The organism is Methylobacterium sp. UNC378MF, from assembly GCF_900103195.1.
Taxonomy (GTDB): Bacteria; Pseudomonadota; Alphaproteobacteria; order Rhizobiales; family Beijerinckiaceae; genus Methylobacterium.
The window spans coordinates 1-15,383 of record NZ_FMWU01000058.1; the positions used below are offsets into that span (position 1 = coordinate 1).

The window sequence follows — 15,383 nt, forward strand, 5'->3', positions numbered from 1 at the left end:
GAAGTCGTCCTGCCACGGCTCCAGCTGAGGCGGAGCCGGCACGGCGGTCTCAGCGGCGGTCTGCATCGATCGTGTCCTCGCACAGGTCTCGGCCGATCGCCGGCTACGGTCGTTGAGAATGTGATGCCGCAGGCTCCGGGACGCGTCACCCGCGGCGCTCGGATTTCAGATAAACCTCAGGCGCCGCGCTGAGCTGTCATCCGGATGCGGATCCGGTCTCGAGGGATAGCCGTCGCGCCTTCTGTCACGTCACGATGCGGCCGGAGATGGCAGGTGATCGCGTCGCCAACTGAGCGACCGCGTCGGCGACCTGTTTCGGATCGACCCGATAGTTGGCGTGAAAGGCGTGCACGTTGCTTCGCCGCTCGCTCGACTTGCCGCGTAGGAACGTGATCTGCGCGCCCCCCGACTCGACGTAGCTGGTGTAGCCTCGGAAATTGAAGCTCAGGTCCTCGTGGATGAGGCCGAGGATTTGACATCCGGCTTGGGAGAAGAGCGTGTTGTTGAGGGAAGAATTCGATGATCCGACGACCAGAGCCGCGGAATGGAACAGGGCGACCTGCTCCAGGAACGAGAGGGTTTCCGGGTAGATCACCTCAAAGCCGAGCGGGCGCAGGCGATCGGCGACCTCCTGCTCGTTCTCGAGCACGCGCTGCGTGAAGGCCTTGCGCGAGATGAACAGGCGACGATCTCGGCGCTCGGACAGCAGGCCGCGGTCGCGTGCCTGCTGCAGGATCCGATCCCGGATTGTCCTGAAGACGTCGCTAGGCCAGATTGTATCGTAGAACGGCTGTCCGGGTTTCATGTCGAATGGAAAGAAGGCCGGCACCGGTGCCATCCCGAGCTTTCCAAACCAGACGGGCTTGGCGGGCAGCTTGATCACCGGCCGGTTGCGGGTGTCGAGCAGAGCCAGGATCTCCTCGTGGGTGTTCGGCATGTGGTCGTCGATGCAGAGCGGGATCCCGCCCGGGCAACGCGGATCGTTGTAGCAGATCATGCGCGGCACGAACTCGCTGAACCAGTGCCCGTAGTTGCGGCTCTGGAGACCGAACATCACCAGCCCGGCCTCGATCCGCTCGGCGTTCTCAGGAAGTTCGATCAGGGCATGGGTCTGCCCGAAGGCCGCCATCATGATCTGGTCGAGATTGACCCCGTCCTGGATCAGGACGTCCTTCCGGCGCGGATGGGCCGCGACATCGTAGACGACCCGATCACCCGTCACGACGACATTGCTGCGCGGGAACGCGTGGGCCTCCTCCAGGAACGCGAGGTAGAGCGGCGGCATGTCGAGGTCACCCGCCTCGGATCGCAGGGGCGGCGGCGGCTCCCAAAATTTGAGAGCCGGGGCTGCGATCCGGCGCGCAGGCAGGACCTCGACGTAGGAGGCGAGGCCCGCCTCGGAGAGAGCCTTCGCGCTGACGATCTGGTACTTGGCGAGCGGTGCCGAGCCGTGGACACGGCCGGTCCGTTTGTGAAGTTCGATCGCCTCGTCGAACCGTCCCTCCGGGAGAAGGCTATCGAACTGCAGGCGCCGCAGGTTCTTGATCTTCACCTCAAACGTGTCGCCGTCATGCGTCAGAGCTGCGCCGCCGAATTTGTCACGGACGATCCGTGCCAGCAGGTAGAAGCGCACCGCGCGCTCGGCCTCCCCGTGCATCTCGCAAGCCCAGCCGAGATCCGTGAAGGCGGGATCGGCATGGTCCCGATCCTGCGCGGCGTCCTTGGCCTGCTGCAGATCATCGAGCAGCGGCTCGACGGAGTCGAAGTCATCGTTCTGGCACAGGTCGAGGATCCGGGAACGGATCGCGGCGAGCCGATAGCCGGGGGCCCGCGTCCGCCCCATCCGGGCGGCGAGCGCGTAGGCCTTGGCGGCGAGTCCTACCCTGGCCTCGGATTCGAAACGAAACCCGAGCGTCGCCAAGTGCTGGGCGAGGACGTCGCTCGGCTCTACCGCGCGCAGGGACCGCTCCAGAACGTCCAGTCCGTCCTGCGTGCCGGACTGCGCGGCCTGGATCAAGGTCTGCCGAAATGACTCGCTCATCGTCAACGACCGTTCGAGTGGCAGCGGAACTGGAGGCCGATCTCTCGGGTGCTCACTCAGCGAGACGCCAGAACCCGCTCGGCGCACCCACAGACCTGTGCGATCTGCTCCGACGCGATCGCCGGGAAGAACGGCACGCCGATCGCGGTCTCGGCGACGCCGCGCGTCGCCGGGAGGCCGTCGTGCGGGCAGGCGGCGAAGGTCGGATGCGTGTGGCAGCCGCCACCGTACCAGCGCCGCCACTGGATCCCCGACTCGTCGAAGGCCGCGATCACGTCCGCGACAGCGCGGGCGTCGAAGATCGCGTTGGCGGTCATCGTCAGCCACTCTCGGCCAAAGCCCGCCTGCATCGACACACCGATCCGTTCAAATCCCGCGACGTAGGCCAGCGAGACCTCCCGCAGCCGGGCGATGCGCGCGTCGAGGTCATCGAGGACGGCAAGGCCGACGGCAGCTGCGTATTCGGAGATGCGGTAGTTACCGCCGCGCATCTCCGAGACGCGCCGGCCGGCCGAGAACCCGAACCCCGTCATCGCGGTGATCGCCGCAACCGTCGTGGCATCGCTGCTGATGATCGCGCCGCCCTCGCCGATACCGAGCGCCTTGGTCGCGTGCAGGCTGATGCATAGGGGCTGAGCGCCGACGTGCCGGAGGTTCAGGCCCGCTGCGGCGGCATCGAAGATCACGGGCACGCCGTGCTCCTCCTCGAACGCTTCCCAGGCCTCAATCTCGATCGGAGCTCCGCACGGGCTCACGACGATGACGGCGGCGACATCGCCGGGATTGGCCAATAGGGCGCGGGCCGCGATCTCCGGCGTGAGCGCCAGGGTTACCGGATCGACATCGGTGAAGTACGGCGTCAGTCCGACATTGGCCGCCGCGTGCGCCGTGGCGATGAAGGTCCAGGATGGCATGACGCAGATCCGGCCGGTCCGGCCGGCGCTGCGGTAGCGCAGGGCGAGTTCGATCGCCGTCGTGCCGTTGCTGGTCAGCGCCGCTTCGACTGGGTTCCCGCCGCTCTGGGCGCTGATGAACCGGCACAGCCGGTCCGTGAACGCCTTGGTGAGCGGCCCGTAGTTGCTGTAGATGTGGGCTTCGTCGATCCGGCGCAGGTAGGGGACGATCGCGTCCGTCTCCGGGAGGCTCGGGATCAGTACCGGGATCATCGCTCGAACACGCCTTCGCTCTCGATCGCCGTCATCATGGTACGATAGCGACGAGGCTCGCTATACATCCCCGGACCTGGGCGCGGAAGGCGCGCGTCACAGGGCGGCCCGTCTGGGCGCCCCGAGGCGACGGGTGGGGGATCGCGACCGATAGCGGCGTCGGCAGCGTTCGACAGCAGCGGTCATCGTGCAGCCCATCGGCCTAGCCATCTCCTTGCGCGCTTCTCCGCCTGAGAGAGGGGCTGCTGGTGCTTGACGCGCGCTCGTCAGGGACGGCGACATCCGGTACCGGTCAGATCGCGATCCCGGCGCCGTCGAGGCGCGACGGGGCAGGAGGGCAACATGCGGCCGACCGCGGCGTTCATGGACCTGATCAAGCGGGTCGACGGCGGCAACGCCACCCGGATCCTCGGAGAGCTCGCTGCGGTGGTGACCGGGGATGAGCCGTCCGGCGGGCGTCCCAAAGCGATCGTGCAGCACCTCGAGACGCTCGCCTTTCGCCTGGAGGGCAGCGACCGCTTCGCGCAGGCCTCTGAGGTCTACAGGTTGATCGCTGCAGTCGATGTGGACGGCCGGGAGCGCTGGCGAACCGCCGCCGTCACTGTGAGCCTTGAGGGCCTGTGCGAGCGGGGGCGCTTCGGTGAGGCCGCCGCCTTCGTCGAGGTCCTGCGAGACGGTGACGACCACGGCGCGGCGATCAGCGCGGGGGTCAATATCTTGATGCGCCTCGCGTGGCAGTACGAGTGCCGTTACGAGACAGAGGCCTCGGTGCAATGCTACCAGCTGGCTCACGCCCTGAGCGGTGGCGGCCACGGGATCGCGACGGTCGATGGTCATACGCTCGAGCGCAAGATCCGCGATATCCGGATCCTCCAGATGCGGGCGCTCGCGGAGGAAGGCCGGCACGCGGAGGCCGCCCCCCTACATGAACAGACGCGCGACCTGCTCGGCCTCGGCCCGGTACACGTCTACGACATCGTGTCGGCACACCGAGCCGCCGCCGATGGTCGGGGTGTCTACCGGGAGGTGCGGCCCGGGCGCCGGATCCGCGAACCCGAGCCCAGGTTCCTCGACGGTCCGGTGGCGCTCACTTCCCAGGCCGGCTCACGCGATGCGCCGCCCCAATACGTCGCCCTGTTCCGGGATTGCCTCGCCTTTCCGCGCAGCAACATCGTGCTCCAGGACGATCGCCTGATCTACGACCTGGCCGCCCATCCGCTGAGCGGCACATTCGATATCCGCGACGGGGTCAATCCCGATCAGATCATGGTCGCGGCCTACGGCAGCGGACGCGCTCTGGTCGCGGCGCCTACGGAGCGGCGCGAGATCGAGGCCGGCTTGATGCTGTTCGGCCTCCAGAGCCGGAATTACGGCCACTGGCTGCTGGAATTCGTCGGGCGCATGCTGTGCTTCAACGACCGCGCTTGCCCAGAGGGCTTCCCGATCTGCATCGACGACGATATGCCGGCGACACACCGGCAGATCATCGAGTTGATCGACGAGCGAGCCCGGCCGATCCTCCCGCTGTCGGCGGTGCCGACACGCTTCCGGGAACTCGGCCTCGCGCCTGCTCCGACGCTCCTGCCGTTCGACATGCGGCCCGGGCACGCGGTCTACGATTCGATCTGGCCGGGCGACGTCTTCGCCGATCTGCGTTCCCGGGTGCTGGGGCGGCTGGCCGAGCGCGGCGTGGATCTGCGACGGACCGGTCGGCGGATCGTGCTCTCGCGGCGCGGCTTCGCCCAGCGTCAGCTTCTGAACGAGGCAGAGATCGTCGCCACCCTCGCGCAGCATGGGTTCGAGGTCGTTCACCCCGAGACCCTCACCTTCGCCGAGCAGATCGCGACCTACCACGCGGCGGACGTCATCGTCGGCTCCGCGAGTTCCGCGCTGACGAACTGTATCTTCTGCCATCCCGGAGCGAAGATCGTCGCTCTGATCCACGAAGGACTCTCGTTCAACTTCCGTGGGTACACGAGCATGATCGAGTCGAGCGGCGCGGACCTGCTGTTCGTGCGGGGCACGACGGAACGCAGCGAAATCGGTCACCCGTTCCATGCCAACTACACTGTGTCGCCGGATCAAGTTTTGCGCGCCATCGAGGCGGTGGGTCGCTCATAGACATGGCGATCCGAATGGATGGCGGAGAGAGCGCGCTCGTCTGGCTCCAATGACGGTCTGTAGTGCGCGTTCTCGATCCAGGAATGCAGGCGCTCGGGAATCGGACTGCGCGCCTGCCTGCTGTGCTGGGGACTGCGCGCTCGCCCGTCCGCGGCCCCTCGAACAGGTTCACTCGCGATCGAGGATGCGGGCGGGATTGCCGACGACCGTACATCCAGGGAGTACGTCACGGATCACGACCGCGCCGGCGCCGACCAGGGCATGGGCGCCGATGCGGACCCCCGGGATGACGGAGGCTCCGGTGCCCAGAAAGGCACCTTCGTCGACGGTGACGTGCCCGGCTAGATGAACGCCCGGGCTGAGCGTCGCAAAATCCGCGATCTGATTATCGTGCGCGATCGTCGTCCCAGGATTCACGAGGACATGGGCGCCGAGAAGCGCATCCGCCGTGATCGACGCGTGGCCGAGGATGATCGATCCTTCACAGACCCTGCTGCTCGCGCCGATCAGCACGGCCGGATCGATGATCGAAGCGAAGCGCGCGCCGATGGACCTCAGGCGCTCGACCGCCCGGGCCCGCGCCTGGGGCTCACCCAATGCCACGACGAAGCGGAGCGTGTCGTCGCCCGCGAAATCGTCGATATTCCGCGAGATCGGTCGATCGTGGAGTCTGTCGGCGGCCGCGACGTCAGGGTCGACCAAGCAGCCGACGAACTCGATGTCACGACCGATCGTATGCAGCCGTGGCAGAACGACCAGGATCTCGCGCGCCAGCGCGCCGGCTCCGAAGAGGACGAGCCGCTCAGTTTGTGATTTCGTCTGGATCATAAGATGCCTTCGACGAGATCAAGGGATTCCGGACCTATCACGATCGCGCCGCACGTCTCGACAACATCGGCTCGCTCACGGTACGAGTCATCGATGAAAATCGCATGCGGCCCTGCGATGGAACCCGATTTTCGCTCACCGTTCTTGAGGTGGATAATCTCGTCGAACAGCGCGCTCAGACCGAAGGCCGTCAATTTTTCTTCGACGATACCGTCATGTCGCGTCAGAAGGATGAGCTTCTTCTGTTTATTATACTTCGCACCATATAACATCCCGACCAGTCGATGGTTGATCTTGCTGCCATCCAGGATCAACGTATCATCGAAATCGACATATAATGCATCTACTTGCGATCGCACGATGGTCTTAACGTAGAGAGCACGATCATATACGAAATCGATGTCAGCGGGGGACTGGAAGGTCACGGCTTGTCCGGACAGCTGATGCAACCAAGCGTCCATTAAATTGATACCGCGGACGCGCTGAAACCCGGATGACCCCGCGATCCGATTGGCCACCTCCAGCAACTTGTAATGCCCATCGGCGCCCCGCTTCATTTGGAAGAACCACGCGCCCGTGAGCTGCAGCCCTTCCGAAATTCTGCTCGCCAGATTGGGGAATTCGGCATCGCCGACCAGCCGGGAGCGGACGGAAATGCCGCCTGTCGTGCGGACCCGGCTGCGGGCGCCTGCAAACAGGACGCGGCTGGAGGGATCGGAAAAGCAGTCGACCGTCACCTCCTCACCGGTCAGCAATTCCTGCACGATAAGATTGCCGTCTACGGCCCGCATCCGTAGCAGCTCGTCAGGGTCGTGGACGATCTTGATCCCGCGCGATCCCTGTCCGCGGTCGGGCTTGCAGAAGACGGGAAACGTCTCTTCACCTGGGGCATAGACCTGCGGCGCGGGCACCACGTGCCGCAATTTGGCGATCGTGGTCGATTTCAACTTCAGAATATCGCCGAGGTTTGGCAAAGGTCCGGCCACGATCGCGCCATTGATACGTCCGGCTAGACGGAACAACGCCTCGTCATGCGCCGGGACGACGAAATCGATCTTCAATTTCGTGACCAGATCCTGCACAGCCGATACGAAGTTCGGATCGATCACGAACGGCACAAAATGGCATTTGTCTCCTAGTAGTATCTCGGAATGATCTTTGACGGAGTTACCACCGTAAACATCCCAAAATTTGGAGGAACGCAAACTTTCGATGACCTCGTGGGCGATTTCTGTTCCGGCAGGAACGACCAAAACCCTCTTTTTCATCGATCACTCCGAATGATATGCAAAATTGTCATCGACGATCATGCGGCACCTTCAACCTCTCAGCGCCCTCAAGCGCTTCGCTGCGCGGCGATCAGGGTGACGATTGAAAACACGGTGAGCAGTTGCGGTGTGGTACGGGCGATGGTCGTGATCGGCAACTGCCGGATGCCGCCACGTGCTCTTCCCGGTGTGCGGGACCGCATCGGGACGGATTCTCGACCGACGACTCAAAGCCCCGGCCCGACGAGAGACGGCATGCGCGTCCGGTGGCGTCGATCCCTCGTCACCCGCCCCGCGATTCATTACTGATCCAGCGCAGCCCGCAACCAGCGGACGACAGACAGGAGCGACATGCGGCCGACGGCGACCTTCATCGACCTGATCCGGTCGATCAACAGCGGCAATGCCCCCGATAAGCTCGAGACGCTGGCCTTCCTGCTAAGCACGGAGCCACCCGTGGAACCGGGCGCGGCCTCGACCCTGCGCCACCTCGAGGCTCTCGGCTTCCGGCTCGAAGGCGATGCTCGGTACAAGGATGCGGCGCGCGCTTACGATCTCGCCGCCTCGATCGACACGCGCGATCCGACGCGATGGCGCATGCTGGCAGCAGCTGCGTGCTTGCGCGACTATGTCGAGCGGGAAGCCTGGCACGAAGCCCTCGCCTTCATCGCCAAATTTAAGCTTGACGGCACCGAGGGGGCCACGCGGGACATCGCCGCTACCTTGCTCCGCATCGGCTGGAATCACGAGTGCCGCTACCGAGCGGAGCCCGCGGTCCAATGCTACCGGCTCGCCTTCGTGATGAACGGCAGCGATGAAGGCCTCGCGACCGGGGATGGCCAACCGATCAGCGTCAAGATCCGGAACTTGCGCATCCTGCAGATGAACGCGCTGGCGGATCAGGGCCGGCACGAGGAGGCGGCAGGCCTGCACGAGAGCACCCGTGTTATCGCCGGCCTCGGCTCCATCGGAATCTACGACATCGTCTCGGCCAAGCAGGCGGCCGATGAAGGCCGGGGCGTCTATCGCGAGTTGCTGGCCGGCCGCAGGATGGCCGATCCGGACGTGAAGTTCCTCGACGGCCCGATCGCGATGACATCGCAGGCGGGAACCCTCGACGCGCCGCCGCGATACCTCGCGTTCTTCAAAGACTGCCTGGCATTCCCCCGGAGCAACGTGGTGTTACATGGACACCGCCTGATCTACGACTTGGCGGCTCATCCGCTCAGCGGCCTCGCCGACATCAAGGACGGGGTCAATCCGGGCCAGATCATGACGGCCGTCTGGGGGCCCGGACGCGCCCTGGTCGAGGCGCCTGCCGAGATTCGTGAGATCGACGCCGGCCTGATGCTGTTCGGGTTCCAGAGCCGACAGTACGGGCACTGGCTGCTCGAGTTCGTCCCGCGCATGCTGTGCTTCAACGACACCGCCTGCCCCTCAGGCCTTCCGATCTGTGTCGACGCTGAAATGCCGGACTCGCACCGGCAGATCATCGCGCTGATGGACGAGCGCGACCGGGCCATCGTAACGCTGCCACCCGTCGCGACCCGCTTCCGCGAGCTCGGGATGGCGCCAGTACCGGCTTTCTTTCCCTTCGATACCCGGCCGGAATTTCCGATCTACGATGCGATCTGGCCTCAGGACATCCTCGCCGCCGTGCGGCGCAGGATCCTCGAGCGGCTCGCCGCGGACGGGCTCGACCTGCGGCGGACAGGACGGCGGATCATCCTGTCTCGGCGGGGGTTCACGCAGCGCCGGCTCGTCAACGAGGCGGACATCATCGAGGCCCTGCAACCTCACGGATTCGAGGTTGTCCACCCGGAGCAGCTGACGTTCGCCGAGCAGGTGGCGATCTACCATTCCGCCGACATCATCATCGGCTCGGCGAGTTCGGCCCTGATCAACTGCATCTTCTGCCGTCCCGACGCTCGGGTCGTGGCCCTGACGCACGAGAGTTCGGCGTTCTATTTTCGCGGCTTCACCAGTTTCGTCGAGTCCAGCGGAGCCCGCCTGCTGTTCGTTCGTGGGGCGACGGAACAGGCCGAGGGGATCCATCCGATGCACGCGAACTACTTCGTATCCCTCGATCAGGTCTCACGAGCGCTCGCGTTCGCAACATCCGCATCGTAGCGTTTTGACACCCTCGGCGCCCTTTTCGCGGGAGGGGGGAGGGCACCGGTTCTCAACGCCCGCGGCGCACGTACCAGACGCGGCCAAGGCCGCTTCCGTGCCCGCACAGCGCGTCGCTCCTATCCTGTCGCGTATACCCTGTGGATCGGTAGGCCACAGAAATCGTCCTCGACGCCGAGCGCCTTCATCGGCTCGGAGGGGGTGGCGATCTGGCCTTCCATCAGCATGCGCAGGAATTCCTGCGCCCCGTTCAGCGGGATATCGGTCCGGAGCAGGCTCGGCCCGTAGAGATCGAGTGTGTCGGTGATGTACTGCTCGGCGCCGGCGTGCAGATCAGCGAGGATGACGTGCTCGGCCGGGCTGCGCGGATCGGCCTTGAACAGCGGCGCGATCCGGTCGCCCGTCGTCTCGTAGCCCACGACCTGTCCGTGGGGCGCGGTCAGGAACGCCTCGACGGCAAGGGCGTGAGCTAGGACCGGCAGCGACGTCGTTTCGGGATTCTCCGAGCCGGCGTTAAAGCAGCGGAAGGCGAAGCCGCCGTCCTGCGCGACCGCGTTCGCCGTGTCGAAGGCCGTCATATAGAAGCCGGTCAGCGGCTGACCGAGCGCCACCTGCATCATCTTTTGAATGGTGGCCGAATAGCCGACATCGACCACGCCGTAGGACCCTCCGGCCTCCAGCTTCTCCTGCCGGGCATAGGCGCGGAACCGCGCGTTCATGTCCGCGGCATGGGCGGCGATCTCCGGCTCGATCTGCCTCATGACGCGCTCGACGAGCGGTGCGTCGCCCGGGAGCCGCACGTCGAAGCGGTCCAGTCCGAGATGCGCTGGGGCTGTGAAGCTGGTCCTGTTCCAGAGAAGCCCCGGGATGCTGCCCACGTAGCGGCCAGCCCCGAGCACCAGATCCGGGCGGAACCCCTGGCCCAGCGCAGCCGCGATCGCGGTCTGCCGGGAGACGTGAAAGTACCGCCCCTCGGGCAGGTGCTCTAGACCGTAGCGCTCCCGAATCAAGCGGTAGACCTTAACGAGGAAGTCGCCCTCCCGTGCCAGGAAGTAGAGCCGGTCGAGGCCGGCAAGCGCCTCGTGCCGGATCAGCCAGGACATGAACAGCAGCATCAGCGGCCCGAACACCGCGTAGCCGACATCGCGAGTCGAGGCGAGTGACAGGTAGGGTGGGACGGCTCGGTCAAGGAACGGATTGCGGGCCAGATGCAGCATTGCATGGCCGACGATGAGGTCAGACGGCCACGTCCGGCTGAGATCCCCTTCGTCGCGCGCGAACCCGCTCTGGGCCAGGATCTTGGCCGGGTGCGCGACGTGCAGGTAGCGGATGCCTCGGTCGCAGGCCGCTTGGATATCCGAGTGTTCGTTGTCGCCGACATGCAGCCAGCGAGTGCGGGGCACTGCTTCGACCTCCTCGACGTGGCGCCATAGGTCGCCTCGGTCCTTGCGGGCGCCGACGGCATTCGAGACGTAGATCTCGGCGAACAGGTCGGCGACCCCGATGCCATGAAGGATAGCGCGGATATCAGCCTCCTCGTAGTAGGTGTCCGTCATCAGGACGACCCGCTTGCCGCGTTCATAGGCCGCCTTGACGACGGCGATGACCTCCGGGCGCGGCCTCAAAGCGCCGAGGTCGATCTGTTTTTCTAACGCGTGCGCCCGCTCGACCACGTCGCCGGGGATCGCGCCGGAGGCAGTGAGTTCGGTGTAGATCTCCGACAGATTGACGTCGCCTCGGTGGTGTCGGCGCACCCGGACCCGATTCTCGGCGGCGCGGCGCTCCGCGAACAGCGGCACGGGGCTACCCACCTCCGTCGCGATGCGTTGCTCGACGAGCTTGAGCACGGCGTCCGGACGCCGGGCTGGGCGGCTCACGAGAGTGTCGAACAGGTCGAACGAGACGAGGTCGACATCGCTGAGCGCAAGCAGCGCTTGGTCCTGAGAGCGGGCGCTGTACTGATGCCAGTTCCGGGCGCTGCTGTCGTAGCGAGCGAGCCCTCGGTCATAGTCGAAGCAGACGGCGCGGTAGCCCTGTGCCCGGCACACTAGAGGGATCACCCGCTCGACCGCGTGCGCGAGCGTCCCGTCGGTCTGGCCGTGCTCCTCAGGGAAGTCAGCAAGGGTCAATCCGGCGGTCAGCAGCGGGCGCAGGGCGTCAACCCGCGCCCAGAACATGCCGCCGACGGGGTAGTCGAGGTACTCGTCGAACCCGTCGTAGGGCAGGCCGAGGCGGGCGAGCAGACTGTGGCCGGTGCCTATGTTCGCGAGCCAAGTGTGCGCCCAGTAGACGATGTGCGCGCTGGTCTCCGGGAAGAACAGGCCGATCTTGCTGTCTTCCTCCAATAGCGACAGGGCGATGGCGGCACAGGCGGCATTCGCGAACAGCGTCCGATAGATCTCGTCGCGCCAGCGCACCTGCTCGGAGCCGCTGAACAGCGATTTCTTGGTGTGGACGTGGAGCACGTAATCGTAGCGCAGGATATCCTGCCCGAACACGGCGACGAGCGGTCCGAAGTTGCGGCCGCGGTTCTCCGTCAGCACGACCCGGCAGCGGCGGACGAGGCCGGCGCGCCCCGCGACCGCCTCGATCGCGCTCTTCTTCGTGGGCTCGTTGGTCGAGATCAGCAGATCGAACTGTGGAATCGCCCTCACGAGATGTGGGAGAAGTTCCTCGAACACGTCGACGTAGAAGGCGTGAACTACGACGACGATGCGTGCGGTCGTGCTCTCACGCAGGACGACGGGGAGAGGCTCGATCACGCGGGCACCGGTGTCGCGGGCGTATGCGAGGCGGATCGGCCGCCCCTCCGCCCGACCGCTCTCCAGATAATGCAGCAGCGGGTTCGAGCCCGCTCTGGCCACGTCGGGGTTGTTGCCGAGATACCACTCCCCGTCGAACAGGGGCCCGGGATTCATCCCGAGGGCTGCTCCCTCGCGGAGATAGTGTCGTGCGGCCTGGTTCGGCGCCAAGTCGGAGACGTGAGTCGTCCGGTACCACTCCGCGTCGAACAGCTCGGAGCCTTCAATCCGCGCCAGCGCCCCTGGGTCGGCGAAGGGACAGATCGGCCGGCCCTCTGAGCGCCCATCGTTCAGGTAGTGCAGCAGGGGGTTCTGGCCGGCCTCGGCCACGTCGGCGTTGTTCTTGAGGTACCACGGCCCGTCGAACAGCGGGCCCGGGCTCAGCCCACGTGCGGCGCCCTCCTGCAGGTAGTGCCGTGCGGCCCGCTCCGGTGCCACGTCGGGTGCCTGGGTCGACCGGTACCACGCCGCGTCGAACAACTCAGAGGGAGCGATCCGCGCCACCAGATCCGGGGCGGCGACCGGGCAAATCGACCGCCCTTCTGCGCGTCCGCTGTCGAGGTAGTGCAGCAGCGGGTTCAAACCCGCTGCGGCGACGTCGGGGTTATTGTCGAGGTACCAGGGCCCGTCGAACAACGGGCCAGGGCTCAGCCCGCGCGCGGCGCCCTGCTGAAGGTAGTGCCGTGCGGCTTGGACCGGCACCACGTCGCGCGCTTGAGTCGCCCGGTACCACTCCGCGTCGAACAGATCCGACGCAGCGATCCGCGCCGCTGCCTCCCGGTCGACGTAAGGGCAAATCGGTCGCCCTTCGGCGCGACCGCTGTCGAGGTAGTGCAGCAGCGGGTTCAGACCCGCTCTGGCCACGTCGGGGTTGTTCGCCAAGTACCATGGCCCGTCAAACAGCGGGCCGGGGCTCAAGCCGAGCGCGGCGCCCTGCTGCAGGTAGTGCCGTGCGGCCCGGTCAGCCGCCACGTCGGGTGCCTGGGTTGCTCGGTACCACTCCGCGTCGAATAGCTCGCACCCTGCAAGCCTCTGCGCGGCCGCGAGATTACGGTCAGCACCAAGAATGTTGCGTAGCGTCCAGTGGAGCGCGGTGTGGCGGGCCATATCAGGACTTTTAGGTTGGAACTTCGTGCGTCGGGGAGGGACGCCGCCCCAGGCGTCAGACAGCGCGTTGACGCGGGTCGTACCGCAAGGGCAGGACAGTTCGCAAATTGTCTGGTCTGCTTCGAGCGCGACCACGTCGGCGTGTCAACGCCGAGTGCATCGTGGTTCTCCGTCACTTCGATATTGGTGGCGAATTGGGCGTAGCTCGGTCAGGATGTCAGTGCATGCAGTTGTGCAAAGGCGCCGTGTCGCGTCTTCGCCTTCGGTTCGTCCGACAACCATCGTAGCAACCGGACGAGGTTCATCGCCGCTGCCCTCATCAGGTGAGCCAAGTGCGTCTTCGCCTGTCCGAAGTACGGTGTCCGCCGTAGCCGAGACGAACGCACGCCCTGCGCGATTGTGCCCTGCACGCAGGCGCGCCAAGCGTACTCGACGGCAAAGTCCACGGTCTGTTCGCGAGCCCGCCCGACGCGCAATGCCTCATTTTGGGCCTCAGGACGGATCGTGATCGCCCGCCGTGCCGAGATCGAGCGCGTGCATTGGGACCGCAGCGAGCACGCCCGGCAGTCAGCGACCGAGAACTTGATCTTAATCGCCGGCGTCGTGCCGCGCGCGCGCGTCGGCGTCCAGCTCTGGCTCGTCTTCCCGGCTGGACATGTCGCCCGCTGACGGGTGAAGTCGACGGCGAAGTCCCGTGCGGCGAACCCGGCGCCAGCCTGAGCCTGCCACTGTCGGTCGCCACGCGTCGGACCGATCAGATCGATCCCGTGGCGCTCCCGAGCCTCGACCAACAGCGATGCGTTCACGAAGCCGGTGTCGTCGATGTGGGTCTTCGGGAGTAGGCCCCGTGCGTCGAGCGCCGTGTGGATGGTTGAGGTCGTCGCATCGTCCGAGACCGCGGCGGTCGTCGTCTCGACGTTGGTGATCAGGTTCGGGGCGCCCGCGTCGCACGATTCGGTCAGGTGCACCTTATAGCCACTCCACACCGTCGCGCGCTTGCTCGCGTAGCGCGCCTGCGCGTCGTAGGGCGAGCCGATGTACCGCCCCGACGGCGGCACCTGATCGTTCGCTCGCCATTCGACGTGGTCGCCCTCCGGTCCGTTCTCGACGAGGAAGTTCTGCACCCAGACCTGTCGCAAGATCTCGAGAGCAGCGACATCTCGCACAGTGAGCGGAGCGCCGTCTGCCTTGGCGAGAGCGAGCAGCGCAAATCCATTGGCGCCGGTCTGCACCGCCCACGCTCGACGCCCCGTCTGGCTCTTCGGCAGCCGGAATTCGCTCGCCCGAAACCCGCATCGTTCGACCCGCTCCGGCGTCGTGCAGGAGCGCAGCCAATCGGGGGCTGCCGTCGCCAGGGCGTTCAGCGCGTGGCGCAGAGTTTCCCCGACGACCTCGAGCCGGCTCATGCCACGCCAGACGCTCCGAGCGCCTACGCGATCTTCAGCGACATCTCGGCCTCGCTCTCGGCGGCGCTCCAACCGCTCGCTTGGCACGGCGCCTCGCCATGCCGGTGAGCGGTGACACGCTCCTGCGCCTCGTGCGCGCGGCGCCCGTGCCACATCGCCCTGAGCCGGGCGTCGTCGGGATCGACTAGGTCGCGGACTCATTAAGCTCGCAGCCAGATCCGCAGGGCTGCGAGCTTGACGCTGGCTAGGAAGTTGTCGGGATCCTTGTCGTAACGGGTGGCGACGGCCCGGAAGTGCTTGATCTTGCTGAAGAAGCGCTCGACCAAGTTGCGGTACTTGTACAGGAACGGGCTGAACGCCGGCACTCGCTTGCGGTTGGGCATCGGCTTCACGTTCGCCCACGCGCCCTGCTCCGCCATCCGAGTGCGAAGCGCGTCGCTGTCATAGGCTCGATCCCCCAGCAGGATCTGGCCCGTGCCCAGACCGCCCAGCATGTCGGCCGCCGCACGCCCATC

8 protein-coding genes and 2 pseudogenes are annotated in these 15,383 nt (G+C 66.0%); 3 read left to right on the top strand and 7 right to left on the bottom strand.

What is annotated here, in order from left to right; genetic code table 11:
- Positions 1 to 244 precede the first annotated feature (244 nt).
- Together BLT59_RS29980 and BLT59_RS29985 are read right to left on the bottom strand one after the other, a co-directional pair.
- A complete protein-coding gene (locus BLT59_RS29980) occupies positions 245 to 2,041 on the bottom strand; it encodes a glycosyltransferase family 61 protein (RefSeq protein ID WP_091789772.1) in 1,797 nt (598 codons plus the stop codon).
- Between the two features lie 56 nt (positions 2,042 to 2,097).
- Positions 2,098 to 3,207, bottom strand: a complete 1,110-nt coding sequence (locus BLT59_RS29985) for a DegT/DnrJ/EryC1/StrS family aminotransferase (RefSeq protein WP_091789775.1) — start codon at positions 3,205 to 3,207, stop codon at positions 2,098 to 2,100.
- A 342-nt stretch (positions 3,208 to 3,549) separates the two neighbouring features.
- On the opposite strand from BLT59_RS29985, the gene BLT59_RS29990 reads away from it, so the two are divergent.
- Entirely contained in the window at positions 3,550 to 5,328 is a 1,779-nt protein-coding gene (locus tag BLT59_RS29990) for a glycosyltransferase family 61 protein (protein WP_091789778.1), read from the top strand.
- A 168-nt stretch (positions 5,329 to 5,496) separates the two neighbouring features.
- Here BLT59_RS29990 and BLT59_RS29995 read toward each other — a convergent pair whose 3' ends face one another.
- Both BLT59_RS29995 and BLT59_RS30000 read right to left on the bottom strand, forming a co-directional pair.
- A complete protein-coding gene (locus BLT59_RS29995) occupies positions 5,497 to 6,156 on the bottom strand; it encodes an acetyltransferase (RefSeq protein ID WP_091789781.1) in 660 nt (219 codons plus the stop codon).
- Complete coding sequence (locus BLT59_RS30000; protein WP_091789784.1) at positions 6,153 to 7,424, bottom strand: ATP-grasp domain-containing protein; 1,272 nt, start codon at positions 7,422 to 7,424, stop codon at positions 6,153 to 6,155. The genes BLT59_RS29995 and BLT59_RS30000 overlap by 4 nt, the downstream gene beginning before the upstream one ends.
- A 351-nt stretch (positions 7,425 to 7,775) precedes the next feature.
- Here BLT59_RS30000 and BLT59_RS30005 point away from each other — a divergent pair, with 351 nt between their 5' ends.
- Positions 7,776 to 9,554, top strand: coding sequence for a glycosyltransferase family 61 protein (locus tag BLT59_RS30005; RefSeq protein ID WP_091789788.1), 1,779 nt, complete (start codon positions 7,776 to 7,778; stop codon positions 9,552 to 9,554).
- A gap of 119 nt (positions 9,555 to 9,673) precedes the next feature.
- On the opposite strand, the gene BLT59_RS30010 is transcribed toward BLT59_RS30005, so the two are convergent.
- Both BLT59_RS30010 and BLT59_RS30015 read right to left on the bottom strand, forming a co-directional pair.
- On the bottom strand, positions 9,674 to 13,462 hold the full coding sequence (locus tag BLT59_RS30010) for a rhamnan synthesis F family protein (protein WP_091789791.1): 3,789 nt from the start codon (positions 13,460 to 13,462) through the stop codon (positions 9,674 to 9,676).
- A 209-nt stretch (positions 13,463 to 13,671) separates the two neighbouring features.
- Positions 13,672 to 14,874 (bottom strand): annotated as a pseudogene (locus BLT59_RS30015) (transposase); the annotation flags it as partial.
- Positions 14,875 to 14,876: 2 nt separating this feature from the next.
- On the opposite strand from BLT59_RS30015, the pseudogene BLT59_RS32075 reads away from it, so the two are divergent.
- Positions 14,877 to 15,053 (top strand): annotated as a pseudogene (locus BLT59_RS32075) (ISL3 family transposase); the annotation flags it as partial.
- A 15-nt stretch (positions 15,054 to 15,068) separates the two neighbouring features.
- Here the strand turns inward: BLT59_RS32075 and BLT59_RS30020 are convergent.
- Positions 15,069 to 15,383: transposase (locus tag BLT59_RS30020; protein ID WP_139174164.1), on the bottom strand; the 315-nt coding region annotated here is incomplete at its 5' end.